27 protein-coding genes are annotated in these 24,190 nt (G+C 43.9%); 2 read left to right on the forward strand and 25 right to left on the reverse strand.

Annotated features, from left to right (window positions below):
* Positions 1 to 130 precede the first annotated feature (130 nt).
* The 3 genes from M3M38_RS03215 to M3M38_RS03225 are packed head-to-tail and all read right to left on the reverse strand — an operon-like array spanning position 131 to position 2,938.
* Positions 131 to 823 (reverse strand): 2,3-diphosphoglycerate-dependent phosphoglycerate mutase, encoded by a 693-nt coding sequence (locus tag M3M38_RS03215; RefSeq protein WP_252766319.1) that lies wholly within the window; start codon positions 821 to 823, stop codon positions 131 to 133.
* A 51-nt stretch (positions 824 to 874) separates the two neighbouring features.
* A complete protein-coding gene (locus tag M3M38_RS03220) occupies positions 875 to 1,951 on the reverse strand; it encodes an AI-2E family transporter (RefSeq protein ID WP_252814763.1) in 1,077 nt (358 codons plus the stop codon).
* 27 nt (positions 1,952 to 1,978) lie between these two features.
* Positions 1,979 to 2,938: a tetratricopeptide repeat protein gene (locus M3M38_RS03225; RefSeq protein ID WP_252814764.1), complete on the reverse strand. Its 960-nt coding sequence runs from the start codon at positions 2,936 to 2,938 to the stop codon at positions 1,979 to 1,981.
* A 147-nt stretch (positions 2,939 to 3,085) separates the two neighbouring features.
* Here M3M38_RS03225 and M3M38_RS03230 point away from each other — a divergent pair, with 147 nt between their 5' ends.
* Positions 3,086 to 4,270 (forward strand): SAM-dependent methyltransferase, encoded by a 1,185-nt coding sequence (locus M3M38_RS03230; RefSeq protein ID WP_252814765.1) that lies wholly within the window; start codon positions 3,086 to 3,088, stop codon positions 4,268 to 4,270.
* A 61-nt stretch (positions 4,271 to 4,331) separates the two neighbouring features.
* On the opposite strand, the gene M3M38_RS03235 is transcribed toward M3M38_RS03230, so the two are convergent.
* The 14 genes from M3M38_RS03235 to M3M38_RS03300 all read right to left on the reverse strand — a co-directional run bounded on the left by M3M38_RS03235 (position 4,332) and on the right by M3M38_RS03300 (position 15,767).
* Positions 4,332 to 4,664 carry an AzlD domain-containing protein gene (locus M3M38_RS03235; RefSeq protein WP_252766323.1) on the reverse strand — a complete coding sequence of 111 codons (333 nt, stop codon included), beginning with the start codon at positions 4,662 to 4,664 and terminating at the stop codon, positions 4,332 to 4,334.
* A gap of 17 nt (positions 4,665 to 4,681) precedes the next feature.
* On the reverse strand, positions 4,682 to 5,446 hold the full coding sequence (locus M3M38_RS03240; protein WP_252814766.1) for an AzlC family ABC transporter permease: 765 nt from the start codon (positions 5,444 to 5,446) through the stop codon (positions 4,682 to 4,684).
* 154 nt (positions 5,447 to 5,600) lie between these two features.
* Positions 5,601 to 6,695, reverse strand: coding sequence for a sensor histidine kinase (locus M3M38_RS03245; protein WP_252767483.1), 1,095 nt, complete (start codon positions 6,693 to 6,695; stop codon positions 5,601 to 5,603).
* 67 nt (positions 6,696 to 6,762) lie between these two features.
* Complete coding sequence (locus M3M38_RS03250; protein ID WP_252766325.1) at positions 6,763 to 7,449, reverse strand: response regulator transcription factor; 687 nt, start codon at positions 7,447 to 7,449, stop codon at positions 6,763 to 6,765.
* Positions 7,450 to 7,590: 141 nt separating this feature from the next.
* Positions 7,591 to 8,322, reverse strand: coding sequence for a DUF1129 family protein (locus M3M38_RS03255; protein WP_252814767.1), 732 nt, complete (start codon positions 8,320 to 8,322; stop codon positions 7,591 to 7,593).
* Positions 8,323 to 8,330: 8 nt separating this feature from the next.
* Positions 8,331 to 9,428, reverse strand: coding sequence for a redox-regulated ATPase YchF (gene ychF, locus M3M38_RS03260; protein ID WP_252814768.1), 1,098 nt, complete (start codon positions 9,426 to 9,428; stop codon positions 8,331 to 8,333).
* Between the two features lie 15 nt (positions 9,429 to 9,443).
* Positions 9,444 to 9,632, reverse strand: a complete 189-nt coding sequence (locus M3M38_RS03265) for a DUF951 domain-containing protein (protein ID WP_252814769.1) — start codon at positions 9,630 to 9,632, stop codon at positions 9,444 to 9,446.
* 12 nt (positions 9,633 to 9,644) lie between these two features.
* Positions 9,645 to 10,532 carry a ParB/RepB/Spo0J family partition protein gene (locus M3M38_RS03270; protein WP_252814770.1) on the reverse strand — a complete coding sequence of 296 codons (888 nt, stop codon included), beginning with the start codon at positions 10,530 to 10,532 and terminating at the stop codon, positions 9,645 to 9,647.
* Positions 10,522 to 11,289: a ParA family protein gene (locus tag M3M38_RS03275; RefSeq protein WP_252766330.1), complete on the reverse strand. Its 768-nt coding sequence runs from the start codon at positions 11,287 to 11,289 to the stop codon at positions 10,522 to 10,524. The genes M3M38_RS03270 and M3M38_RS03275 overlap by 11 nt, the downstream gene beginning before the upstream one ends.
* 19 nt (positions 11,290 to 11,308) lie before the next feature.
* The gene (gene rsmG, locus M3M38_RS03280; RefSeq protein WP_252814771.1) at positions 11,309 to 12,031 is read right to left on the reverse strand and encodes a 16S rRNA (guanine(527)-N(7))-methyltransferase RsmG; all 723 of its coding nucleotides are present in this window, start codon (positions 12,029 to 12,031) and stop codon (positions 11,309 to 11,311) included.
* Positions 12,032 to 12,214: 183 nt separating this feature from the next.
* Positions 12,215 to 13,129, reverse strand: coding sequence for a ribonucleoside hydrolase RihC (gene rihC, locus M3M38_RS03285; RefSeq protein WP_252814772.1), 915 nt, complete (start codon positions 13,127 to 13,129; stop codon positions 12,215 to 12,217).
* Positions 13,129 to 13,521 (reverse strand): tautomerase family protein, encoded by a 393-nt coding sequence (locus tag M3M38_RS03290; RefSeq protein ID WP_252767484.1) that lies wholly within the window; start codon positions 13,519 to 13,521, stop codon positions 13,129 to 13,131. The genes rihC and M3M38_RS03290 overlap by 1 nt, the downstream gene beginning before the upstream one ends.
* A 132-nt stretch (positions 13,522 to 13,653) precedes the next feature.
* Entirely contained in the window at positions 13,654 to 14,913 is a 1,260-nt protein-coding gene (locus tag M3M38_RS03295; RefSeq protein ID WP_252814773.1) for a NupC/NupG family nucleoside CNT transporter, read from the reverse strand.
* Positions 14,914 to 14,942: 29 nt separating this feature from the next.
* Complete coding sequence (locus M3M38_RS03300) at positions 14,943 to 15,767, reverse strand: phosphopentomutase (protein WP_252814774.1); 825 nt, start codon at positions 15,765 to 15,767, stop codon at positions 14,943 to 14,945.
* A gap of 120 nt (positions 15,768 to 15,887) precedes the next feature.
* Between M3M38_RS03300 and M3M38_RS03305 the strand changes: the two genes are divergently transcribed.
* Positions 15,888 to 16,505 (forward strand): SGNH/GDSL hydrolase family protein, encoded by a 618-nt coding sequence (locus M3M38_RS03305; protein ID WP_252766335.1) that lies wholly within the window; start codon positions 15,888 to 15,890, stop codon positions 16,503 to 16,505.
* 32 nt (positions 16,506 to 16,537) lie between these two features.
* Here the strand turns inward: M3M38_RS03305 and M3M38_RS03310 are convergent, their stop codons facing one another.
* The 8 genes from M3M38_RS03310 to M3M38_RS03345 all read right to left on the reverse strand — a co-directional run bounded on the left by M3M38_RS03310 (position 16,538) and on the right by M3M38_RS03345 (position 24,178).
* Positions 16,538 to 17,755 (reverse strand): TcaA 3rd/4th domain-containing protein, encoded by a 1,218-nt coding sequence (locus tag M3M38_RS03310; protein ID WP_252814775.1) that lies wholly within the window; start codon positions 17,753 to 17,755, stop codon positions 16,538 to 16,540.
* Positions 17,756 to 17,901: 146 nt separating this feature from the next.
* Positions 17,902 to 18,984 carry a glycoside hydrolase family 73 protein gene (locus M3M38_RS03315; protein ID WP_252814776.1) on the reverse strand — a complete coding sequence of 361 codons (1,083 nt, stop codon included), beginning with the start codon at positions 18,982 to 18,984 and terminating at the stop codon, positions 17,902 to 17,904.
* Between the two features lie 212 nt (positions 18,985 to 19,196).
* A complete protein-coding gene (gene phoU, locus M3M38_RS03320) occupies positions 19,197 to 19,874 on the reverse strand; it encodes a phosphate signaling complex protein PhoU (protein WP_252814777.1) in 678 nt (225 codons plus the stop codon).
* Positions 19,875 to 19,895: 21 nt separating this feature from the next.
* The gene (gene pstB / locus M3M38_RS03325; protein WP_252814778.1) at positions 19,896 to 20,663 is read right to left on the reverse strand and encodes a phosphate ABC transporter ATP-binding protein PstB; all 768 of its coding nucleotides are present in this window, start codon (positions 20,661 to 20,663) and stop codon (positions 19,896 to 19,898) included.
* 10 nt (positions 20,664 to 20,673) lie between these two features.
* Complete coding sequence (pstB, locus tag M3M38_RS03330) at positions 20,674 to 21,462, reverse strand: phosphate ABC transporter ATP-binding protein PstB (protein WP_252814779.1); 789 nt, start codon at positions 21,460 to 21,462, stop codon at positions 20,674 to 20,676.
* A 15-nt stretch (positions 21,463 to 21,477) separates the two neighbouring features.
* The gene (gene pstA, locus M3M38_RS03335; RefSeq protein WP_252814780.1) at positions 21,478 to 22,380 is read right to left on the reverse strand and encodes a phosphate ABC transporter permease PstA; all 903 of its coding nucleotides are present in this window, start codon (positions 22,378 to 22,380) and stop codon (positions 21,478 to 21,480) included.
* Entirely contained in the window at positions 22,380 to 23,300 is a 921-nt protein-coding gene (gene pstC, locus M3M38_RS03340; RefSeq protein WP_252814781.1) for a phosphate ABC transporter permease subunit PstC, read from the reverse strand. Before pstC ends, pstA begins: the two co-directional genes overlap by 1 nt.
* Before the next feature lie 14 nt (positions 23,301 to 23,314).
* Positions 23,315 to 24,178 (reverse strand): phosphate ABC transporter substrate-binding protein, encoded by an 864-nt coding sequence (locus M3M38_RS03345; RefSeq protein ID WP_252814782.1) that lies wholly within the window; start codon positions 24,176 to 24,178, stop codon positions 23,315 to 23,317.
* Positions 24,179 to 24,190 lie beyond the last annotated feature (12 nt).

Here is a 24,190-nt window from a genome sequence, read left to right on the forward strand (position 1 = left end):
TTAATCTTTGTTTAAGCTCTTTTCCCCTGATTACTAAATTAGTACCGGTAATTAACCATAAAAATCAGGATTTTCCATGATTATGCAACAAAAAAGTGCAGCTAAGCACATTAGCCACACTTCATTAAAATTATTCACCTAATTTTTGCTTGCTAATCACGTTTAAATTGGAATCAATGTCGTACACAATTGGTTCCCCAGTTGCAATTTCAACGTCCATGATGTCTTCGTCAGAGATGTTCTCAATGTACTTCGTTAAAGCTCGTAATGAGTTACCGTGGGCAGCAATGATTACGTTTTTGTTGTCTAACAACATTGGAGCAATGTGGTCTTGCCAGAATGGAATTACCCGTTCCAACGTAACCTTCAAGTTTTCTCCCGCTGGGATGGTCCGTGGGTCCAAATCAGCGTAACGACGATCCTTAGTAGCAGATCCCTCATCATCAGCGCTCAACAGGGGAGGTAACACGTCGTAAGAACGTCGCCAAATATGAACTTGTTCGTCTCCATATTTTTCTGCGGCTTTAGCCTTGTTTTTCCCTTGTAAGTCACCGTAGTGACGTTCGTTTAAACGCCAGGTTTTCATTTCTGGAATCCAAAGTTGGTCACTTTCGTCTAAGGCGTAGTGTAAGGTCTTAATGGCGCGTTTTAGAACAGAAGTGTAAGCTTGGTCAAACTCTAAACCAGCGTCAGCAATTAACTTGCCGGCGTTTTTAGCCTGCTTAACCCCTTCTTCACTTAAATCCACGTCTACCCAACCGGTAAACTTGTTTGCTAGGTTCCATTCACTTTGTCCGTGTCGGATTAAACATAATTTAGCCATTGTTTTAACCTCTTTCAATTTATTCAATATTTAGTTCGTTTTTATCATACATCATTTGAGGCGCTTTTTTAAGTTCTTTTTCAGAGCTTGCGAATCCAGTTTCGGCAACAGTGGATGATCCACCTTTTTGACTCCGAAAACATCTAAGAAGAAGGTAAAAACGGGAACCGCCACAATTAACCCCCAAGTTCCCCAGAAGTGTTCACCCACCAACAACACCACAAAGGTGTAAAAAATGGGGAGCTCTGTCTTAGATGACATAAATTTCGGGTTCAAAACATACGCCTCCAACATGTGAACCACGGCAATGATAATCACAACGTAAATCACATATTTAATCCCTCCCACCGTATAGGCAGAAATGGACAGTGGGATTAACGAAATAATTACTCCTGCCACTGGGACTAAACTCAAGAGAAAAATCATAATGGCAAAGATAATCAAATCAGGCATTCCTAAAACGGCCAAACAAATCGTGGTCAGAACTGTATTACAAATAGCAATAAAGAACTGCGCTTCTAGTACTACTCCAAAGGTCTTCACAAAGATGTTCCCAAAATAGGCAACGTCTTGGAAAAACCAGCCAAAGGTACTCGATAAAAATTTACGGGAAAATTCCTGAGTTTGCTTGAGTTCTAGCGTAAAGAAAAAACTCAGCAAGAGTGAGATAAACATCGAAAAGCCAATGTTACCCACGCTTGTCACGTAACTCCAAATTACGCCCATACTGTCCTTTAACTGTTTTGGGACGTTCACGGAGTGCATCAAACTGACCACTGCATTTCTAACCTGGGGATTTTGAATCGTATGGGGTCTTTGATAAAACTTATAGATTGCCTTTGAGTATTCCACTCCCTGATCGATGATGGTGGGTAAATACAACACAGCCACCAACACAATGCATCCAACAATTAGTAAATACAAAGCAATTACCAGGATGGGGGTCGGGATTTTGACCCGCTTTCTAATCCACAGAACCGCCTTCGTCACTAAAAAAGTAAAGATAAACGTCAGTAAAATAGTGGTAATCATTTCCCGGCAAAAGTAAATTAGAGCAATCAACAGCAGCAAAACCACCGTTCGGCGGAGCTGAACGTTCTTTAAAAAATTTTGCCAATGATTCTCCATCTTTAAAATCTCTCCATTAGTTGTTGATTAGTTAAACCGGTTTGAGTATTCGCCTGGGTTCGTGTAAACGTTATAAGGATCGTTGTTAGCATTGTAATCATTTGGGTTCGTGGTAGTTTGACTTCCAGAATTAGCTCCATTCGTCATGTTCGAGCTGTTACTGGTGTTCTGGTCTTGACCGGTGTTAGGGTCCACAAATCGATTAGCGTATTCACCTGGGTTTGTGTAAACATTCAAACTATTAGAATCCGTTTGAGCCGTTGCTTGTGGGTTTTGCTTCTTAACTGCGGCTACAGCTGAGTTAGGATTTTGGGCGTTGGCTTTCACAGCCGCCTGGGTTGACCCAACTTGGTTAACCGCTTGAGTAACCTCTGGACTTTGCTGGGCGTCCATCGCAGAAGCCTTCTTTTCAGAAGTGTTCATCTTCTTTAAAGCCTTGTCATTGGACTTCTTCAAGTCCTTAGCTTGTTTCTTGATGTCTGAGTAATAACTTTGATTAATCATGTGAGCAGTTAAAATTCCCTGCAACGTTTGGTTGGATGCATCGTATTTCTTATCGTTATGTTGCCGAACTGCTTCTTTGTAAATCTTCTTGAACAATCCGTCATTTTTAATCACTTCGTCGGTAGTCTTAACTTTGGCTTCGGCTCGTTTAACCATCACATTCGAACCGTTCTTTTCGTTCTTAACGGCGGAATATGATTTCTTGGCGTTCTTAAACTGCTTATCCTTCATCTGGGTGTTCCCATCAATGAAGTGTTGCGTTTGGTTTAACAACGCGTTGGCTTCCTTAGAGTTGGGCTTTTTATCAACGGCAGCTTGAAAGTTATCCTTAGCCTTGGAATAATTAGAATCTTGCAAAGCCGTCTTTCCATCGCTCAGTTGACTAGCATAAGCTTGGGTTCCATTGGAATGGCTAGCATACATCCAGCCTCCAAACACGGCAACAATCACAACAATGACGATGCCCCAAATCCATTTCTTCATTAAAATTACCTCCATAAAAATTCTTTTGCATCCGTGGACTCATTATAACATAGATGGAAAATGGTTTTTTATCTACCACATTAGTTACGGAAAAAAAGAAAAAAGCATATAATTAAACTGAATTTATCGAAAAGTGAGGTAGCATCTATGTTAGAAAAAGTATTTTACAACGAATTCCTAAAACGGAGTTTTGCCGAACCCTTAGAAGTCACTTTTTGGGACGGGAAAACTAAGAAGTACGGATCGGGAACTCCGAAGGCTCACATCACCATCCACAAGCCGATTCCGATTCGAGAAGTAAAGAAAAACGCTTCCATTGCATTGGGAGAAGCTTACATGGACGGCACGATTGAGATTGATGGGAACCTGGAAGACCTCATTACCTCAGCCTACCAAGCTGCTGACAGTTTCTTTCGTAACAAAAGATTCATCAAGTTCTTACCCAAGGCATCGCATTCTGAATCAGAAAGCAAAAAAGACGTGCAAGATCACTATGACATTGGGAACGACTTTTATCGGCTGTGGTTAGACAAAACGATGACCTATTCTTGTGCTTATTTTGAAAAACCAACTGATTCTTTATACCAGGCACAGGAAAATAAGATTCACCACATCATTCAAAAATTAAATCCCCAACCAGGTCGGACTTTGTTAGACATTGGTTGTGGATGGGGAACCTTAATGTTAACGGCTGCCAAAGAATACAATCTCCGCGTAACCGGAGTAACCTTGAGCCAGGAACAATATGACTACGTGCAATCCCAAATCAAGAAATATGGACTAGAAAATCTAGCCGAAGTGCGCCTCGAAGATTACCGGGAATTACCGAAAGACGAACAGTTCGATTACATTACCTCCGTTGGCATGTTTGAACACGTCGGGAAAGAGAACTTGGACGAATATTTCCAGACCGTTTCTACCCACCTCAAAGACAACGGAACGGCTTTAATTCACGGAATTACTCGGCAACAAGGTGGAGCTGTTAATGGTTGGATTAACAAGTGGATTTTCCCCGGTGGTTACATTCCTGGTTTAACCGAAAACATCCAGCACATTGTGGACAATGGTCTGCAGATTTATGACCTTGAATCATTACGGCGCCACTACCAGCGGACATTGGAAGAATGGGATAAAAACTTCAACCGGGTTCGTCCAGAAGTTACCGAAATGTTTGACGAACAATTTGTCCGAATGTGGGACCTCTATCTCCAAGCTTGTGCCGCTTCCTTCAAATCGGGTAACATTGACGTGATGCAATACCTGATTTCCAAAGGACCATCTGGGGCTTCATTACCAATGACTAGAGATTACATGGCCGAAAAAAACAACTAAATTCCAAACGAAAAAGGAGCTGAACGTTCAGCTCCTTTTTTTGCTGTCATTTTTAATTTAACTAAAGTAGAAAGGTCAATCCAAAGACCAGTGCTAATCCGATAATTACCGACAGAGCCATGGATCGAGTCCAAAAGGCCACGATAATTACCACGATACTCGCAATTAATTCCGGAATCGAATTAGCAATAGAAAAGGTATAGGTCTTAGTAATAAATAAGTCCTTCACCACCAACGATGTAAACAAACAAATTGGCACGAATTCCATCCATTCGTTGAACCACTTGGGAATCTTCCGTTTCCGAAAGAAGAATAAGGGGAAAAAACGCGGGACCAGTGCTACAAAGAAGCATAGTATTACCAACAGAAAGTGTTGCATTCCGTTCCATTCCATAATCTTCGTCCTTCCGCTTATTCTTTGGGAGTTCCGGCTGGGTTTTTAAACATCTTCACCAACCGACTCTTCTTTTGTTGTCTTCTGAGGTAGTTATCTGCCACAAAGCCGATAAACGAAGCGGTCAAGGTGGCAAATACAAGCCCCAGAGTGGATTTAGTCAGTACCAAGAATAAAATGGCCAAACCAGCCGCCAAACCAGCAATAATAATCTTCAAAAAGCTCTTTACCTGCATCACAATCATGAAGAGGAATAAGGCCGTTAACGCAAAGTGAACCACGGTTAAATCAATCGAGATCGCCGTTCCCACCAAGCTTCCCACTAAATTACTAACCGTCCAAAATAGGAGCGACCAGTGTTCAATTTGGAGAGCGTCTCGTTGGGTAAAATCTTTATCGGTCGAAAACTTCAGGTAGTTAACGGCATAGTTTTCATCATTCATGGATCCCGCAAAGAAAAGTAAGAACCAAGTACTTTGTCCTCGCAAATACTTAGATAAACTGGATCCCAGCAACGCATACCGGAGTTCCAAAAAGAACAACATTAACACAATCGTTAATAGCGGAGAATTGATGGCCAGCATTGAGGCAATCAAAAATTGCGCTCCTCCCGAAAACACGAGTAACGACACCAAAATTGTATTAAACGTATTAAAGCCGGCAGCATGTAATAAAATTCCGCAGGCAATTCCAATCGGAATATAGCTAATGTCTAACGGAAAGGACGTCCGAAAGTTTTTCCGCCAGTTTGGTTCATTAGGGTTTGGTACCACTTTAGTCAATTGAAATCCTCCAAATAATGATTTCATCGTAGTCTGTATTTTGCACCGTACATTTCATTATATTGGATTTAGATTGAATAAAAAACCATTTTCCCGATTTTTTTCTAGATTTCACGCTTTTTTCGTCCTTTATAAAAAAACTAGCTAAAAACGCTTAGCTAGTTTGCGGGGTTAATTTTAGCGGCAATGTGAACGTAAAAGTGGTCCACTTACTGTTGGACTCTGCCTGAATCGTTCCTCCCTGATTATTAATAATTTCTCGAACAATGGCCAAACCCAGCCCACTTCCGCCAGTTTCCACGTTTCGCGACAATTCCTCACGGTAAAACCGGTCAAAAATCTTGTGGATCACTTTCTTTGGAATCGACTTTCCGTCGTTGGCGACCTGAAAGGTCACTGTAGTTGGATCTTCCTGGTTAGCCGTTAGCCAAATTTGGTGTCCATCGTTACCATATTTTAAAGCATTCATAATCAAATTATTGAATACCCGACCCAGCATTTCGGCATTGGCTGACATGGTGACATCCATTTCCAACGGTCGCACCCGAATTTCCATCCCCCGCTTCTGCGCTTCTAGGGCAAAGGATGTTTCTAACTGGGCTAGCAACTGGTTCACATCAATTTGATTAATCTCTAGTCGTTGTTCACCAATGTTATTGGCCTTGGTGTACTCAAATAACCGATCCACCAATTTTTTCATTTGTTGCGCTTTTTGATAAGCAATGTGACAGTACTTACGCAGTTCTGCTTCGTTTTGGTACTGGTGATCCTCAATTAACCCCAGATAACCAATGATGGAAGTTAATGGAGTCCGCAGATCGTGGCTGACGCTCGTAACCAAATCGTCCTTAGATTTTTCAATCCGGCGTTCCTCCTCTAAGGACTGAATCACGTTATCAACCAACGTATTGACGCTGTTCACCACCCGCTCATTATCACCCGTGAGGCGAAACGGAATCCGATGATCAAAGTGACCGTCTGAAATGTAGTGGAGTTCATCAATAATTCGACTGATCTGAATTCGCCGGTAAACCCGGATAATCCGCCACCATACCACCACAGCATCAAACAGTAACATTAAAATCCAAAAGAGCCCTTCCCAGCTTAAAAAATGCTGATGCCACGGACCAAAAGTAATCGATTGCTTAATGATAAAAATTCCATCCGTAACCCCTTGATTGGTCCGGATGAAATTAGTCAAAATGTTGCCAATCGCAATGTTAGCCAACAGCAATAACACAATCGTCATTGCGGTTTCAAACCACAGTTCGTTTTTTTCCCGATTGGTTAGTTTAAAATCCTCGTTTCTCTCTCGCTTAACCTTCAACCTTGTATCCTACTCCCCACACCGTTTTAATGACGTCTTGGCCATTCGTTGCTTCTTCAATCTTATCTCGTAAGTGACTCATGTGTACCATCACAGTTTTCGCAGAGATCACGCTTTCTTGTTTCCACACCCGTTCAAAAATTTCATCAGCAGAAAAAACCCGGTTCGGATGGCTTGCCAGGAGATAAAGAATCCCAAATTCAATCGCCGTTAGTTGAATCTTCTTGCCTGTATCCGTTACCACTTCGTGTGAATCCCGATTAATGGTTAGCATATCCACGTGAATTTCGTCTGGTTCCGACTTTGTCATGGCGTTCTTACTCCGCCTTAGCAACGAGTGAACCCGTGCCATTACTTCCAGCGGGTTAAACGGCTTGGTGACGTAGTCATCGGCTCCCGTGGTGAGTCCCTGAATCTTATCTAGGTCTTCCGTTTTGGCGGATAACACGATAATCGGAATCTGCGAGTCTTTACGAACCCGGTTAATCACGTCAATTCCACTCATCCCTGGCATCATGATATCTAAAATCATCAAACCAATGTCTGGTTCCGTGTGTAATTTTGACAAAGCTTCTTCTCCATCATAAGCAGCTACTGGCTCGTAGCCTTCGTTTTTAATGTAAATCTCTAGTAATTGAGCAATTTCTTGATCATCATCTACTACTAATATTTTCATAATTAATCCTCTTCTTCATTCTTCTTTTTGTTTAGTTTATCAAATCCCACTCTAAAAAAAAGAATTTAGACCAAAGATAAGAAAAACTTAGCAAACTAAAAAACGCATCTACACTAACGTAGATCCGTTTTAAAAATTAATTTACTTGCGACCAGCAAAAATTCCACTGGTAATTTTGAAGCGAGAACGCATGTAAAGAATGGCAACCACCCCAATGGCTCCAATCACGATGTTGATAATTGGGTTAACCACTGGATTAATCATCCGTGGTAATAAGTTGGTTCCGTAAAAGACCAGCATCCAGATTAAGAACAACAGGGCCATGATTCCAGCACGAACGAACCAGTTATGTTTATGTTGCACGTCTGGAGCAAAGAGTTGGGTGATAAATGGCATTCCGGCTCCGGCAACTAATGAGGAAAGGATGATACAGGTAATTCCTGCTGCACCTGATTGTTGTGCTGAAGCAGGGGCCATTAACGCCATAATCCCGTACATAAAGTTGAATAAAATTAAGAACCACAAGAAATTGTAAGTGGCATCCGTTAGATAACGTTCCTTGGTCATCGGACCAGTTGGTTCCTTCGGCGGGTTCAGGGTATGCTTCACTTTATCTGTTACAGTTCCATACAGGTTCTTGGCAGTTGTTCCCCGCTTTTGCGCCGCGATAATTTCTTGCACCATTGTTTTAATCAATTCACTTTGTTTTTCCGCTGGGTACTTGGTTTCTGCCAATGCGGCACTAAATTTCACCATGTATTCTTCGTTACGCTTGGTGAGACCCAGATTAGCAAACTCTTCGTACCGTTCCTTTTGACTAGAATGACGGTGTTGCTGCACGTGGGCATTCCGCTTTTCGTTTTCAGTTGCCATAGTTCCTCCTATACGTTAAACCGGAAGTTGACGATGTCACCATCTTGCATCACGTAATCCTTACCTTCGATGCGAAGCTTACCGGCTTCCTTCACGGCTGCTTCACTTTCATATTTATCTAAATCGGCGAATGACATGACTTCCGCCCGGATAAAACCCCGTTCAAAATCCGAGTGAATGATTCCCGCAGCTTGGGGAGCTTTGGTACCCCGGAGGAAAGTCCAGGCCTTGGTTTCCTTTCCACCGGCGGTAAAGAAGGTTTCCAAATCTAATAGTTTGTAGGCTGCCCGAATTAATTTATCTAACCCCGGTTCAGTTACTCCAGCAGCAACTAAGAATTCGTCCTTATCGTCATCATCTAGCTCTGCAATTTCTTCTTCACTTTCAGCGGCAATCCCAATGGCCTGGGCACCGTGTTCGTTAGCGTACTTTTCTACGGCTTGGAAATACGGATCCTGTTCGGGATGTGCCATCGAATCATCACTAATGTTAGCCACGTAGAGAACCGGCTTGGAAGTTAACAAGAACAGTCCCCTTACGATTTTGGCTTCTTCCTCATCAAAATCAATGTCGCGAACAGCGCCGTCGTTTTCGAGCACGGGTTTAATCTTGTTTAAAACGTCCAGCTCGGCTTGGGCTTCTTCGCTTCCCTTGGCAGCACGAGTTACCTTGCCAATCCGTTTATTAACGGCTTCTAAATCGGCTAGGATTAATTCCAGGTTAATCGTTTCGATGTCAGCAACTGGATCCACCTTATCGGAGACGTGGGTAATGTTGGGATCGTCAAACGCCCGGACCACGTGAACAATTGCGTCCACCTGTCGGATATTTTCTAAGAACTTGTTTCCCAGTCCTTCTCCGCGGCTGGCTCCTTTTACAATTCCTGCGATGTCCGTAAATTCAAAGGTCGTGGGTACCACCTTTTTGGCCGGAATCAACGCTTGAATCCGGGCGAGCCGGTGATCTGGCACTTCAACCATCCCCACATTTGGATCAATGGTGGCAAAGGGATAGTTCGCCATCTCGGCTCCCGCCTTGGTGATGGCGTTAAACAGGGTGGATTTTCCTACGTTAGGTAACCCAACAATTCCCGCTGTTAATGACATCTACATTACCTCTTTCTACTTTTCTGCATGTTTTTCTAGTACTTTTTTCATTCGTTTTTCAAACTGACGCCGGGGCATCATCACAATGTGGCCACATCCCTGACACTCCAGCTTAATGTCAGCTCCCACCCGGATAATTCCCCAGCGGTTCACTCCGCAGGGATGGGGCTTTTTCATTTCCACTACGTCATGTAACTCGTACATCGAAAATTCCTCCTAATCCAGATGAACATCTAGTAACGCTAAGATGCGGTTCAAATCATCGTTAGAAAGATAATCGATTTCAATCTTTCCCCGTCCAGAATTCGGTCGACTCTCACTGATGGCCACCCGAGTCCCAAATTTATCCTGCAACTGTTCTTCTCCGGCCCGTAAGTAAAGAGATTTTCGGTTGCGTTGTTTGGTTTTGGTCCGCGGGGTTTCCGTCTGATTTAATTTTTCAATTTCTTTTTCTAACTGCCGCACTGTTAACGTTTTTTCCACGGCTTGGTTCGCTAGTTTCACCAACGCCTGCTTATTTTTCACCGCTAGCAAGGTCCGAGCCTGTCCCATTGATAGCTGACCCTTTTGCAGCATTTCCTTAACAGGAACCGGTAAGTTTAGCAACCGCAGGTAATTAGCAATATACGGTCGGCTCTTTCCCAATCGTTTGGAAACCTGGGCCTGCGTCATGTCGAGATTCGTCATCAACATCTCGTAGGCCTTGGCTTCTTCCAATGGATTTAAATCTTCTCGTTGGAGATTTTCCATTACCGCAATTTCCATCATTTGTGCATCAGTAGCATCCCGAATAATGGCCGGAATAGTCGTCTTACCTGCTGCTTTGGAAGCCCGAAAGCGCCGTTCGCCAGCTAAAATCTCGTAACTAGTTTGGTGCGGATTAGGTTGGCGCACAATAATAGGTTGAAAAACTCCTGAAACTTTAATCGAATTAGTCAGGTCCTGGAGAGCTTGTGGTTCAAATTTCTTACGCGGTTGGTACGGATTCGGGTGCAACGTCGTTAAATCAAGTTGTTGCACCGCTTCGTCGTTTAAACTCAATTCGGTGCCATCAAAGAGTGCATCAAGTCCCCGGCCGAGCCCCTTACTGTTCTTACTTGTCATTGGCAGCCAATACCTCCTTGGTTAGTTCCAAATAAACCTTCGCTCCCTTAGAATGAGGGTCATAATCAATAATTGGAAGGCCGTGACTCGGCGCCTCCGACAGGCGGACGTTCCGCGGAATAACGGTCTGATAAACTTTTTCTTTAAAGAATTTCCGAACCTCTTCATTTACTTGTGTCCCCAAGTTAGTCCGAGCGTCATACATCGTCAGTAATACTCCTTCAATGTAAAGATTCGGATTAAAGTGCTTTTGCACTAATTGGACCGTGTTTAACAATTGGCTCAATCCTTCTAAGGCATAGTACTCACTCTGCACAGGAATCAGGATAGAATCGCTGGCTGTAAACGCGTTAATCGTAATCAGTCCAAGCGATGGAGGACAATCAATTAACACAAAGTCGTATTGATCATCAACCGCTCCTAGGGCGTTTTTCAGTCGGGTTTCTCGAGCCATTTGGGGCGTCAATTCAATTTCTGCTCCGGATAGCTGGATGGTGGCCGGTACGATGTCTAATCCCTTGTGTTGCGTTTGCATAATCACAGAATCTAACGGTGCTTCGTTAACCAACACGTCATAAACGTCGTGTTGAATGGATTGCTTGCTAATCCCTACCCCACTGGTGGCGTTCCCTTGGGCATCGGAATCAACGATTAAAACCCGCTTGCCAGCACTCGCCAAATCAGCGCCTAGGTTTACAGCGGTAGTTGTTTTCCCGACCCCACCCTTTTGGTTGGCTAAAGCAATAATGTGTGCCATCTGGTAACCTCCTTGTTTGTTATTGAATCGGTTCCTTGTTAGGTGTTCCAGCTTTGCGGGGATACTTAATCGGAGTCTTTTTCATTTTCTTAATCACAATAATGTGGCGCTCCTCATCGTGAGGAAGCAACGTCAGCGCTTCATCTTCCGTAACCTGACCACCAAGAACATGGATCGCTTTAGTGGCCGCGGTTAATTCTGCTTCGGCTTGAGCACCCTTTAGAGCAATTAGTGCCCCACCCACTTTAACCAGCGGTAAACACAATTCACTCATCACACTTAAGCGCGCCAGCGCTCGGGCCGTGGCATAGTCAAACTGTTCCCGATCTGGGGAACGACGTCCTCCAAACTCTTCAGCGCGCGCGTGAACCAGGCGCACGTTACTAAGCCCCAACCGGTCGACTAACTGCTGTAAGAAGACGATTCGTTTGTTCAAGGAGTCGACGATGGTCACTTGCAGCTCCGGATTTAAAATTTTAAGCGGTAACGACGGAAAGCCAGCTCCTGCCCCAACGTCAACTAATGTCGTTGCTTTCAGTAGTCCAGGTACGTAAAAAGCCGGAGTTACAGAATCATAAAAATGCTTTAAATATACATCTGGTTCGGCCGTGATCGTAGTTAAGTTGACCCGTTGGTTATAGTCAACTAACATCCGGAAATAAGCTTGAAATTGCTGCATTTGCCGCTCACTCAAGTTGATTCCCTGTTTTGCTAAGGCCGCTTGAAACTCTTCTGGCGTCATTAATAACTCCTAACTACAGCCGGTTGAACGAATTTGCTCAATCATTTCTCATTTGTATAACTATCATCATATTATACATTATAACGAAAATCAGGCGTTTTCGTGAGAAAGAATAAAATTTTGTAAAGAAAAAACAGAATCCAAGTGAATTCTGTTTTTTTTAATCTCATTCAAGGAAACTAACTAATCCATTTGTTCCACTTGCGCAATGAACCACCGGTTAAAAGCAGCCGCATCAATGTCAGTTCCAACTAGCGCGTTAGTTTGACCGTCATGATAAGCGCCACGAACGTCAGCAACCGTTTCCCCAAGTGCTGGTCCATTCGTTTGAATGTCAATCCAATACGGCGTGGTTGTAACTGATTCAGGATGCCGGAGGTAGAAAATGGTGTTGACATCGTGCATTGCTACCCCCGCAGCGTTCTGATCACCATCACTAATGATGATGTCGTGTAACATTTTACCGGCCCGATTCATTTGGTTAATCGTCTCCAGGGTTGAAGGCGTCAACAACGCCTTCATGGTAACATCTAACCCAATCATTACAATTGGAATCCCGGCTTGGTACATAATTTTAGCGGCATCGGGATCGGTAAAGACGTTAAATTCCGCTGCACTCGTCATATTTCCTCGCCCTAAGGTTCCCCCCATGGCGACGATCTGCTTAATTTGACCTTTAACTTCGGGATACTGTGCTAACAACAACCCAATGTTGGTATATGAACCAGTCGGTACCAATGTAATTGGTTCGGGACTGTTCATAATGGTCTCATGCAAAGTAGTGACAGCCGATTGTGGCACTGGCTTAGTCGTCGGCTCGGGAAAATCATACCCCCGCATTCCTGACTCACCATGAATCCGGGCGGCATCTTCAAACGGCTTCACTAACGGTTGCTCCGCTCCAGCAGCGACCGGAATCTGGTTGGCTTTGCCAAAGAATTCCAAAATCTTCAAGGCGTTGTTAGTCGTCTTATCCACGGTTACGTTACCCGCCACCGTCGTAACTAGCTGCACGTCTAAATCAGGATGATTAATCGCCACGGCGAGGGCAGCTGCGTCATCAATTCCCGGATCAGCATCAATGATAATTCGTTCCATTAGAGTTCTCCGTTCAGAAATTGTTGCTTTCCGTTTCCAAAACTAAAGTCCTCAGCATGGTTAGTGGCGAAGACAATCATAATGTCTTCTGGTTTCATGCCCATTTCCTGTTGAAAAGCTGCTGCCATATCTTGACAGTACTTTTTCTTTTGTCCCATAGTCCGAGGGGTCGATAGGATTTCAAACAACAGAATGTCATCCGTTCGTTCGATGCCTAAGCCCGCGTCCATCAATTTCATTTCATAAGATTCGTGCTGCGTCACAACTTGGAACCGATCATCCTCTGGAACACCTAAATCTTTCCGCGTCAAATCGTAAGCCAGTTGCATCACCTTTTTAATTTCGTCTGGAGTTCTCCGACCTTTTACCATATCAATCCGCATTAATGGCATTTTCTTCACATCCCATCTCTTAATTTACTTCTATTCTAGCATAGCTCGGCACCGTTCTTCGTGTCCAAACCTTCTAAACCAAATAAAAAACGCCTCTGCCTTGCAAAGACGTTTTTTTAATTTAGTGCTCGCTTACCAAACAAAGAGACCCACGATTCCGGCTGACATCAATGATACCAAGATTCCAGAGAGGAAGAGGTACAGAATGTTTTTGGAAACAAAGTCGTTTTTGTCCCGACTCACGATTCCCTTCAAACAACCTATGATCATGCCGACCGTACTGAAGTTCGCAAAGGAAGTTAAAAAGACCGTTAATTGAGCTTGATAGTGCGGATTAAAGAAGTGATGGTTGTTAATGTGAGGAGCGATTTGACCCATCACCACGAATTCATTCGTAACCAGCTTGGTTCCCATGAATTGGGCAAATTGGAAAGCGTTGTTGACGTCTAGTCCCATTAACCAAGCAAACGGGAACATGATAACTCCCAAGATGTGTTCAAGTGATAACCAAGGATTAATCAGACCCAGTAGCTTACTAATCAAAGCAGCTAAAGCCACGAAGGCAATTACGTTGGCCACGATAATCAGAATCAACTTCCCGGCACCTAGAATCGAATCCCCTAAGAATGAGAAGAACGGTTCTTTGTGCGGTTTTTCAGGACGATCAGCGACCGTTTCCTCGGCAATTTGTTCGTCCGCCGTGGAACTACCCCCAATTTGGTAAATAACGTCTTCGCTTGGCGTCACCCGGACGGGATTCAAAATGTTAGTGATGATAATGGCGTTTAAAATGTTCAACGGAATCGCAGTCAATACGTATTGACCTGGTACCATCTGGGCGTAAGCTCCCACCATGGCCGCCGTAATACACGACATGGACATCATGGCAATTGTCAAGACCCGCTTAGCGGAAATATTTTTCAACTGTAAGCTAGAAACCGCCATGGCTTCCGTGTTCCCTAAAAACATCATTTCAACGGCGTAGAACGATTCAAACTTCGGCTGTCCCGTTACGTAGGCCATTCCCCGGCCAATCCATTTGATACAGAAGGGCATAATCCCAAAGTACGTCAAAATATCAAACAACGGCACAATCATTAAGATTGGCATCAGAGCCGACGTAAAGAAGTTCATTTGTTTGACGTGGACCCAATCGGGAAAGGCAAAGGCAATTCCCGTGTAGGATACGTTCACGAGCCACTGGAAACCGCCAGCAATGGCTTTAACCAAATCCCGGCCCAGACTAAAGTTCGTCAGTAAGTAAGCAACTACTAAGTTTAGCACCAACACTACGATAATGGAGCGCCAGTTAATGTGCTTGTGATCCTTAGAAAAGAGAAATGCAATTCCCAAAAAGACTAATACTCCAATGATATTGACCAGTAGATACATGTTCAAATCCTTTCGTTATCCAGCAGCAATTAATCGACCGTTACTTGAGCTTCAGGGAGTAAGTTATGTTGGGGCGAGGCCACTAAATGTTGTAACCCTAGGGCGGCTAACACCGTACCACCGACTTCACACACATACGGTTTTTCCAGAACGTGATGAGGATCTAGGTTCTGGTTGTAGAGCATGAACGGCAAAATTTTGTAGGTGGAAAAACCGTCTTTAGACTGGTTATCCCCAACCCGACTGGAAACCACCATTAAGAGATCATCTGAATGCAAACGTTCCAACAACTGCTTTAGATATTGATCGACTTCATTTAGTGCATCAGTAAAGCCGTCAAAGTCGTTTTCTTGAACGTAATTTTGCAAACTTGGGACCTGCAGATAAAAGAAACCCGGAATTTCTTTATCCAACTGGTGATTTAAGACTGCAAACGCATCGTGATCATTGCCGACCTGCAAGTGTCTAGTGTGTTCTTGGGAAAAAAGGTAACTCATAAACCGAGAAATAATCATCGAATTACTCTGTTTTCCCACTTCTTCAAACACGCTGGAAACTCGGTAGCTCAACGAGCAGTCAAACATTTCTCGTAACCCCGAGCAGGACTTGTTCACGATTGATCGGGTTCTGGCTAAACCATAAGTTGCAATCGGCCACGTATCCGGATCGTCATCGTTGGCAAAGTAAATGTTAAACAATCCTAACTTGTGAAACGTTGGTAACGCTGATTCTGATGATTGGTTCAAAACGTGAGTCAACAACGTATCATTATCTGAATTGTGTTGAGCAGACTCATTATCGGAACGCATTCCTAAGGAAGCCAAATCAACTAGTACCACTCGCTTATAACTCACTTGCTCACCCTCCATAAAGTAATCATCTTATGCTTAATAATAACTTAATTTTTCTGACCGAGCAATAAGGAAATCTTCGGATTATGTTAAGATATAGTCACAGAATTGGAGGTAGCTACAATGACAAAAAAGCGGCTAATCATGCTCGGCGACTCAATTACAAATGGTTTTGACGGTTTTAAAGACCTTACCAACAATCTTTCGTATTATCTACAGCAATTGCTGCCCAATTGGAAAATTGAAAACTGTGGGGTAAATGCCGGTGCTATCATTGGAAATACCGAACGAGATCTAACTTTCCAGATTGAAAGTCATGATTTTACCGATTATCAATTAGCCACTGTTTTCTTTGGCACCAATGACTTTGCTCATTCAGATGCTACCCTAACCACGGTGGCCGCTGGGCTCCAGCACAATCTAACCCGAATGCAAAAAGCTAGCCCACAGCTTAAAATTGTGGGTATTTTACCTTTGCCACGCTTTGATGGTGAGATGGACAATCAAAATATCGAAGGAATGGGACAGTACACGCTTGCTGAATTAGATCAGCGACTTAAATCTGTTTATCAATCCATGGATATTCCCGTCCTGGACTGGCAAAAAGTAGCGCCGAATCTAATAACCATAAACAACTACCGTACAACATTGGGTGACCAACGCTTGCATCCCAACGCCGCTACTTACCGGAAAATGGCCGAAGTGCTCTTTCACTTTCTCCACAACCATCATCTCACTTAAAAAAGCATTCGCGTTTGCGAATGCTTTTTTGTTTATTGTACTAATTGATTGGTTTGAATTTGAAGGGATTGACCGTCTTCGATTCCAACGTGAGCTTGATAACGGTTGTCAAAAGTTCCTAAAGTGTTGTTAATCTTAACGTCACTTTGCACTCGATAAGTTACCAAACTAGAGTCATCTCCAAGCGGTTGCACCTTTTCGATTTGTAAGTGTAGCGTCCCAAACTGAAGATGACTCTGATGATTTTGGTTCACCATGTCGTTGAGCGCCTGATAGTCCGGATTATTAGTTCCATCTTTAAAATTACCTGAAACATTTTGTTGGTCCAAGCTCTGGTTTAAGTTAGTAGCATTCCCCACACCCGTCCACAAATTACTAAACAGCTGAAAGCCATCATCCTTGCTGACGGCACTCGGGAAGGTATAACTAATCAACTTTCCATCATCCTTCTTGGTGATGGCCTTTTTCTCACTGACCACTTGATGACCATCCACGTCCATTTGCAACCATGTAGTCGTTTGTTGCCCCATTGGAACGTCTGTAACAGCCCCGGTTCCATCGTTAGCTATCGTTCCGACCTTCTCATTATTAACGAAAATCTGTGCTCCGGCGGGTCCCTTTACCCGAAATGACATCATCGCTAACGGAACGGTTACCTTTTCATGTTCGTTCGCAAAAAAACTAACCTGTTTAAATGTCGACAATTCTTTTCCGTGTACGTTCGCCGTAATCTTAATGCTATGAAAACCTGGTACTACCGATGGTAATTGAATTTGCGTGTTTTCGGATGTTTGCCCCACGTTATGACCGTCTAATTCAACGGTAGCATTGGGAGCATTAGTTTGCACCACCGGTCGAATTTGGTCAATCACTAGTCGATAGTGGGGGAAAATTCCAAAGTAACTCCCTTTTTTTACAATACGAAACCCATTTGGAGCGGAATTATTTTGATCTAACTGATCCTTCAAAACTGCTAATTCGTGAGGGTGTTGTTGGTAGTAATTAACCACTGGTCGCATGGCGTCCGCATTTACTGATCCCGTCTGGCCACTAATCAATACATTATTGGTAAAGGTTTGTTCCTGTTCGTTCAAAATCCCGCTAGTAATACGGGCAACCTGTTGATCTTTTGCATAATAACGATAACCTGTGAAACCCAGAACTCCAATCACGACCACCACTAGCGCCAAAAATAAGTTCCGTTTCCAATGAGACCGTCGAGGTGATTGTCGATTTCCCTTTTTTGCCATGCGATTACTCCTGTTTTTTCGTTACACTACTATAATTTTAAAATCATCCTATCATACAAGCTAATTTCCCGGAAGTTGTCACCATGTTTATCATAATATAAAAAAGCGCCTGTTCTTCAGACGCTTAATTGAGGTAAAGATTTCCATTAATCATCACTAGCATTAGTAGGATTCGCATTTGGTGAACTAGCCGCATTTTGCGGATTTGACTTATTCACTACGGCTGTAGCGTTTGCTGGACTGGTTCCAGTCGTAGTTTGTTTTTGCATGGTTCCTTGTGGTAAATCCGATTTTACTTCTGGAGCTGGTTTTAAATCCACTTTTTCTGTTTGGGGCTGGTACGGATCCCCCGTTACAGTTACAGGGCTTCCCAATGTAGCATCGTTAGGATCAGCTTTATCAGTAGGAGCATTATTAGCACCACCGTGAGGATCAAACGCTACTACCTGTGGATCACGATTCTTATCATCACCAGTGTACTGAGCTACCGAGCTACTGTTGTCAACATTGGGGGTCGGAGTGTAGTCTGACGGTGCCCCCTCTGAATAACGACTATTTGCAGCACCCACTCCGTTTGGAGTAGTGTTTGTACTTGCTCCAGACCCAACCGGTCCTTTATAGTCATCGGGAGCATTAAATGCCTCTTGATCAACTCGATCAAGATGATTTCTCTGAATACAGCTAATTATGGTTTGGGCGTAGTCAGGGGCGGTTGCATATCCATCTTCGTGGAGAGCATTAGCAACCGAAACATAATCTCTAACTCCAATTAAATTAGAATAACGACTATTACTATGGAGAAAGTTTCCATAATCTTGAATACTAGTTGACCAATCTGGATACGAGCGAAATGCATCCGTAATGGTCACATACCCACCACCACTAAATTCTTGCGTGGGTAAAAAAACTGATTGTCCATTCCAAGCACCTTTAATTCCAAAAAGGTTATGATTCTGAGCGGCCAAAGAAGATGACCCCCAACCACTTTCAATAATTGCTTGAGCAATTGCTACTGACGGCAATACACCGTATTGTTTCCAAGCCATAATAGCACCTGGTCGAACTTGGTTAATAAAATCACGTTGACTAGGAGTTAGATCAGCAAAATCATTTGCTGAGGATTCGGAAGCTACTGGTTGGGAATTAGCATGAACTAACGGACGATTAACAATACTTCCAGTCAAAATTAGCGATGAAAATAGAACCATGTGTAGTTTCAAAAATTTCATTGTCGTAATCTCCTCTATCCAGATTGTGGACAGCACTCAGGAATGTTTCTAGACATATTTAAATACGACGAAATCTAGGATTTCGTCGTAACTGTAAAAAATCCTATTCTAATTATAACATAAATAAAAAAACAGTACTGGATTTTTATAGAGAATTATGTCTAAATTTTAACACAAAAAAACGGCTTCATGAGCCGCTTTGTTTGGATATACTATTTTGGATCAACGCTCCCAGATTCTCCTAGTTCTACAATCTTGCCAGTATCGCTATAGATTAAGTATTCGGCTAGGTTCACAATGTGATCCCCAATTCGTTCTAACAACCGAATTACCATTAGATAGCTGGAAGCAGCGACCGCCGTCGCAGGGTTTTCGAGAATTCCCTCGGTAATTGCCGTTCGGGTGTTGTGATAATACTCATCAATCCGCCGATCCTCTTGAACAATTACCGGCGCAACTTCCGCATCAAAAGTGGTATAGGCATCCAAAATTTCTTCCAGCATCTTACGAATGTGCTTAGTAATCTTGGCAATCACGATTTCAACGTCCGGAATTCGCGGATTTCCTTTGGCTTGGAGGGTTTCCCTGGCAATGTTAACCGCATTATCTCCGATCCGTTCTAAGTCGGTACTAGCCTTTAAGTAACTAATGATAATCCGAAAGTCACGGGCCACCGGCTGTTGAAGTGCAATCAGATTCATGGCGTCCTTTTCCAGTTGAGTTTCATTGCCGTTTACTTCGTTATCTCCGTCAATTACCTGATGAGCTAAATCCACGTCGTGTTCAATGTAGGATTTCGTTGATTGGTAAATTTGTTCGCTAACGTCCACGCCCATGTCTGTAAAGCCCTGGCGGAGCTTTGCTACTCGATCGTCAAATGTACTTGCCATAGTTAATTCCTCCTCTGTTGCCTAACCAAATTTCCCGTTTAAGTAGTCACTAGTTTCCTGTTTTTCTGGATTCAAGAAAATGTGCTTGGTTTTTCCCGTTTCAACCAATTTCCCGTTTAGCATGAAGGCCGTCCGATCCGAAATCCGGGAAGCCTGTTGCATGCTGTGGGTCACAATGATAATTGTATACTGGTCCTTAATTTTCAAAAGGGTCTCTTCAATTTCGGCACTAGAAATTGGATCCAATGCACTCGTCGGCTCGTCTAGTAAGATTACTTCCGGCCGCACTGCCAATAACCGAGCAATGCAGATCCGTTGTTGTTGTCCTCCCGAAAATGAGACTGCATTCTTGTTCAAATCATCCTTAACCTCGTTCCAGACAGCTGCCTGACGTAAACTAGCTTCCACCCGTTCGTCTAACATCTTTTTGTCCTTAATCCCCTGCACCCGTAAGCCGTAAGCTACGTTATCGTACACCGAAAAGGGAAACGGATTGGGTTGTTGAAAAACCATCCCCACCTGTTTACGCAGCGCCACCACGTCTTGTTTTGGACTATAAATATCGTGACCATCAAGCCGGAAACTCCCAGTGATGGAAACGCCATCCACCAAATCGTTCATTCGGTTAATGCAACGCAGGTAGGTAGATTTTCCACATCCAGAGGGACCAATCAACGCGGTAATTTCATGCTGATTAAAGTCGAGGTTAATCCCATGGAGCGCTTCGTGTTCTCCATAGTACAACCGCACGTCGTTGGTAGTTAAAAGTGGTTCTTTCGTGGTTGCCATGTGTTCCTCCTTAGCCAAAGTGTCCCGAGATATAGTCTTCCGTTGCCTGCATTCGTGGATTCGTAAATAATTCTGCGGTCTGATTAAACTCGATCACGTGCCCAAGGTGAAAGAAGGCCGTAAAGTCACTCGCACGGGCTGCCTGCTGCATGTTATGAGTCACAATGATAATCGTGTAGTGCTGCTTTAATTCTTGTAAGGTTGTTTCAATCTTACGGCTCGAAATGGGATCGAGCGCACTCGTCGGTTCATCCATTAACAAAATATCCGGTTTTACTGCAATCGCCCGCGCAATGCACAATCGTTGTTGCTGTCCACCAGATAAAGAAAGGGCACTTTGATTGAGCTTATCCTTCACCTCGTCCCACAACGCTGCTCCCTGCAAGCTCTTTTCGACTTGCTGATCGATGTCCTCCGTCATGCCATTTTCGCGGAGGGCAAACGCAATGTTTTCGTAAATTGATTTGGCAAAGGGGTTGGGGTGTTGAAAAACCATCCCAATGTTTTTACGGACTTCGTACACGTTAATCTGGGCTTGATTGATATCTAACCCCTGATATTCAATTGCACCTTCCACAGTGGCCACGTTATCGTTTAAGCGATTTAAGCTTCGTAAAAAGGTCGATTTCCCGGATCCAGATGCCCCAATCAAAGCAGTAATCTGATTCTTCGGAAAGCGTAGGTTAGCATCAAACGTTGCCTGCTTGCTACCGTAAAAAACGTCTAGGTGTTTAGTTTCTAACGCAATCGGATCTGGAACCTCGGTTAAATAGTGTTCCTCTAAGTTATAAGTTGCCACGGGGACTCCTTTCTCCTACTTGGTACCACTCATCTTGCGGTAACAGTAGTTCCCAAGATAACGCGATAACAGAATAATTAGTAAAATCACAATAATCAAGACGGCCGATGCTCCACTAGAAATCTGGTCTGCATCGGGTGTAATCCCATCCGTGTTCAGCTTCCAAATGTGCACGGCCAACGTTTCAGCGGGCCGCATCGGATTTAAAAAACTAGTTTGGCTAAACGGATTCCAGTTACTGTAGCTAATTACTGGTGTACTTTGACCCGCCGTAAAAATTAGTGCGGCGGCTTCTCCAAAGATTCGGCCGGCACTCAAAATCACTCCGGTCACTAATCCGGGCACGGCCGCGGGCAAAATAATCTTGGTAATCGTCCGCCATTGTGACAATCCTAGCGCCCATCCTGCTTCTCGCTGTGAGTGTGGCACGGCCGTGAGGGCTTCCTCCGTATTTCTCGTTAACAACGGAATGTTAACAAACATTAAAGCAAATGCTCCTGAAATAATGGAAAAGTCCAACTGAAATTTAATGACTAAAACCAAGTATCCAAACAGGCCAACTACAATTGAAGGCAATGAGCTTAACACTTCAATTAACGTTCGCACCGTGCTGGTTAACCAAGATGGTTTGGCAAACTCAGAGAGATAAATTCCGGCCCCCAGTGCCAATGGGCAAGAGATGACTAACGTAATTACTAGAATGTAAATCGAATTAAAGAGTTCGTTGGCAATCCCTCCACCCGCACCAAATTCTTTGGACGGTGACGTCAAAAAGTGCCAGGAAATGTGGGGCAATCCGGTAATCAGGATGTAACCCAGTAAGGCAATTAAAATCAGGACCACGATGCCCACCATGCCCTTGATTACCCATAAGGCCCATCGGTTCACCCGGTTAGCTTTAGTAGTGCTTTCGTTCATTATTTCAGCTCCCCTCTTCTTCCAATCAGTTTCACCAGCACGTTAAAGATGACAGACATCAGCAGTAAGACCAGTGCTAAGGACCACAAAGCGTTGTTGGGCAAGGTTCCCATGATGGTATCCCCCATCTGGGAGGTTAATTGGCTGGTCAACGTTGACGTGGGCGAAGTCAGGCTGGTAGGAACAATTGCTGCGTTCCCAATTACCATTTGTACGGCCAAAGCTTCTCCAAAGGCCCGCGCCATTCCAAAGACCACCGCTGTCATAATTCCAGGTAATGCAGCCCGTAAAATTACTTTGTAAATCGTTTGCCATCTAGTGGCTCCTAGCGCTAACGAAGCATTCCGGTAATACCCAGGAACCTGTTTTAAACTGTCAATCGTGAGGGAAGTAATCGTCGGCAGAATCATTACAAAGAGGACAATTGATCCGGCTAACACCCCGAATCCCGTTCCGCCAAAGACCGTCCGGATGGCGGGGACAATTACCACCAAGCCGACAAATCCATACACAACGGACGGAATCCCAACTAACAATTCAATCACGGGTTGTAACATTCGGGCTCCTTTTTTCGGCGCCAGCTCGGTCATGTACACCGCTACGGCCACGGCAAAGGGAGTGGCAAAGAGCGCTGCTAACAGGGTTACTGCAAACGACGCCACAATCATAGCGAGGGCGCCGACCTCAGGTTTTCCATTAGGTCCCATTTGCCCCGGATTCCAATCACTCTTCGTTAAAAAGTCCCAAACCGAGATGTGGTTATCCGTAAAGGTAGCCAACCCATGAATTGCAATAAATCCAATGATAGCAACCGTTAAGATCATGATAAAGCTGACACAAACGAAACTAATCAAGCGTCCCCGGCGGTCCTGATGGGTTGCAGCGCTCGGTTTTAATAATCTTTTTTGAATGTTATTCATCGCTTCCTCCTTTACTACTGACCCGGCAAGACCCGGTTATCCGGCGTCATGTGGACTTTCATGTCATGGACGCTCACGTACCCTGCTTCCTTCACCAGTTTCGACTGCACCGGTTTGGACATCAGGTAGTTAACAAAAGCTTGGGTCGCCTTGCTGGGATGTTTAGAAGTATACATGTGTTCGTAAGACCAAATTTCCCATTTGTTGGTGGTAATGTTAGCTGCTGTTGGTTCAACTCCATCGACACTCAGCGTTTTAATCTGCTTGTTTAAATATGGAAGCGATAGGTAGCTAATCGTTCCCGGCGTGTTTTGAACAATCTTCTTCACGGTTCCGTTCGAATCTTGTTCCTGGCTCTTCACCGGCTGCTGGCCCTTTAAAACCTTAGTTTCAAAGGTCTTGCGGGTTCCACTTCCCTGGGCCCGGTTAATCACGATAATTGGGAGGTCCTTACCACCAACTTCCTTCCAGTTTTTAATCTTTCCGGTAAAAATCTTTTCTAATTGTTGTTCCGTCAGGTTTTTGACCCCATTTTCTTCGTTGGCTACCGGCGCAATTCCCACCACAGCAACCTGATGATCTTTCAACTTATTAGCATGGATTCCGTCCTTTTGCTCGGCAAAAATATCAGAATTTCCCACGTTGACCGCGCCGGTTTCAGCTTGACTAAGTCCCGTTCCCGAACCGCCTCCTTGGACGGTAATCGTATAATTTTTATGTTCGGCTTGAAAATCACTCCCGGCTTTTTGCACCAGAGGTTGCATCGCCGTTGAACCTACAACGGTTACTGCATTTTCCTTGTTCTTCGTTCCGCAACCGCTTAACAATAAAATGCCCGCCGCGGCTAAGCCCACGGGGATCAACTTGCTTAATCGCATAGGTGCCTCCCT

The organism is Fructilactobacillus cliffordii (assembly GCF_024029355.1).
GTDB lineage: Bacteria > Bacillota > Bacilli > Lactobacillales > Lactobacillaceae > Fructilactobacillus > Fructilactobacillus cliffordii.

Excerpts from the sequence above, each read along its gene's own strand:
- M3M38_RS03315 (WP_252814776.1), bottom strand. The coding sequence starts at position 18,984 with ATGAAATTTTTGAAACTACACATGGTTCTATTTTCATCGCTAATTTTG.
- M3M38_RS03235 (WP_252766323.1), bottom strand. The coding sequence starts at position 4,664 with ATGGAATGGAACGGAATGCAACACTTTCTGTTGGTAATACTATGCTTC.
- M3M38_RS03250 (WP_252766325.1), bottom strand. The coding sequence starts at position 7,449 with ATGAAAATATTAGTAGTAGATGATGATCAAGAAATTGCTCAATTACTA.
- M3M38_RS03230 (WP_252814765.1), top strand. The coding sequence starts at position 3,086 with ATGTTAGAAAAAGTATTTTACAACGAATTCCTAAAACGGAGTTTTGCC.
- ychF (WP_252814768.1), bottom strand. The coding sequence starts at position 9,428 with ATGTCATTAACAGCGGGAATTGTTGGGTTACCTAACGTAGGAAAATCC.
- M3M38_RS03310 (WP_252814775.1), bottom strand. The coding sequence starts at position 17,755 with ATGGCAAAAAAGGGAAATCGACAATCACCTCGACGGTCTCATTGGAAA.
- M3M38_RS03215 (WP_252766319.1), bottom strand. The coding sequence starts at position 823 with ATGGCTAAATTATGTTTAATCCGACACGGACAAAGTGAATGGAACCTA.
- M3M38_RS03225 (WP_252814764.1), bottom strand. The coding sequence starts at position 2,938 with ATGAAGAAATGGATTTGGGGCATCGTCATTGTTGTGATTGTTGCCGTG.
- M3M38_RS03255 (WP_252814767.1), bottom strand. The coding sequence starts at position 8,322 with ATGGCAACTGAAAACGAAAAGCGGAATGCCCACGTGCAGCAACACCGT.
- M3M38_RS03245 (WP_252767483.1), bottom strand. The coding sequence starts at position 6,695 with ATGACGATTGTGTTATTGCTGTTGGCTAACATTGCGATTGGCAACATT.
- M3M38_RS03345 (WP_252814782.1), bottom strand. The coding sequence starts at position 24,178 with ATGCGATTAAGCAAGTTGATCCCCGTGGGCTTAGCCGCGGCGGGCATT.
- M3M38_RS03270 (WP_252814770.1), bottom strand. The coding sequence starts at position 10,532 with ATGACAAGTAAGAACAGTAAGGGGCTCGGCCGGGGACTTGATGCACTC.
- M3M38_RS03220 (WP_252814763.1), bottom strand. The coding sequence starts at position 1,951 with ATGGAGAATCATTGGCAAAATTTTTTAAAGAACGTTCAGCTCCGCCGA.
- M3M38_RS03290 (WP_252767484.1), bottom strand. The coding sequence starts at position 13,521 with ATGCCATTAATGCGGATTGATATGGTAAAAGGTCGGAGAACTCCAGAC.
- M3M38_RS03275 (WP_252766330.1), bottom strand. The coding sequence starts at position 11,289 with ATGGCACACATTATTGCTTTAGCCAACCAAAAGGGTGGGGTCGGGAAA.
- rihC (WP_252814772.1), bottom strand. The coding sequence starts at position 13,129 with ATGGAACGAATTATCATTGATGCTGATCCGGGAATTGATGACGCAGCT.
- pstC (WP_252814781.1), bottom strand. The coding sequence starts at position 23,300 with ATGAATAACATTCAAAAAAGATTATTAAAACCGAGCGCTGCAACCCAT.
- M3M38_RS03265 (WP_252814769.1), bottom strand. The coding sequence starts at position 9,632 with ATGTACGAGTTACATGACGTAGTGGAAATGAAAAAGCCCCATCCCTGC.
- phoU (WP_252814777.1), bottom strand. The coding sequence starts at position 19,874 with ATGGCAAGTACATTTGACGATCGAGTAGCAAAGCTCCGCCAGGGCTTT.
- rsmG (WP_252814771.1), bottom strand. The coding sequence starts at position 12,031 with ATGACGCCAGAAGAGTTTCAAGCGGCCTTAGCAAAACAGGGAATCAAC.
- M3M38_RS03295 (WP_252814773.1), bottom strand. The coding sequence starts at position 14,913 with ATGTATCTACTGGTCAATATCATTGGAGTATTAGTCTTTTTGGGAATT.
- pstB (WP_252814778.1), bottom strand. The coding sequence starts at position 20,663 with ATGGCAACCACGAAAGAACCACTTTTAACTACCAACGACGTGCGGTTG.
- M3M38_RS03305 (WP_252766335.1), top strand. The coding sequence starts at position 15,888 with ATGACAAAAAAGCGGCTAATCATGCTCGGCGACTCAATTACAAATGGT.
- pstA (WP_252814780.1), bottom strand. The coding sequence starts at position 22,380 with ATGAACGAAAGCACTACTAAAGCTAACCGGGTGAACCGATGGGCCTTA.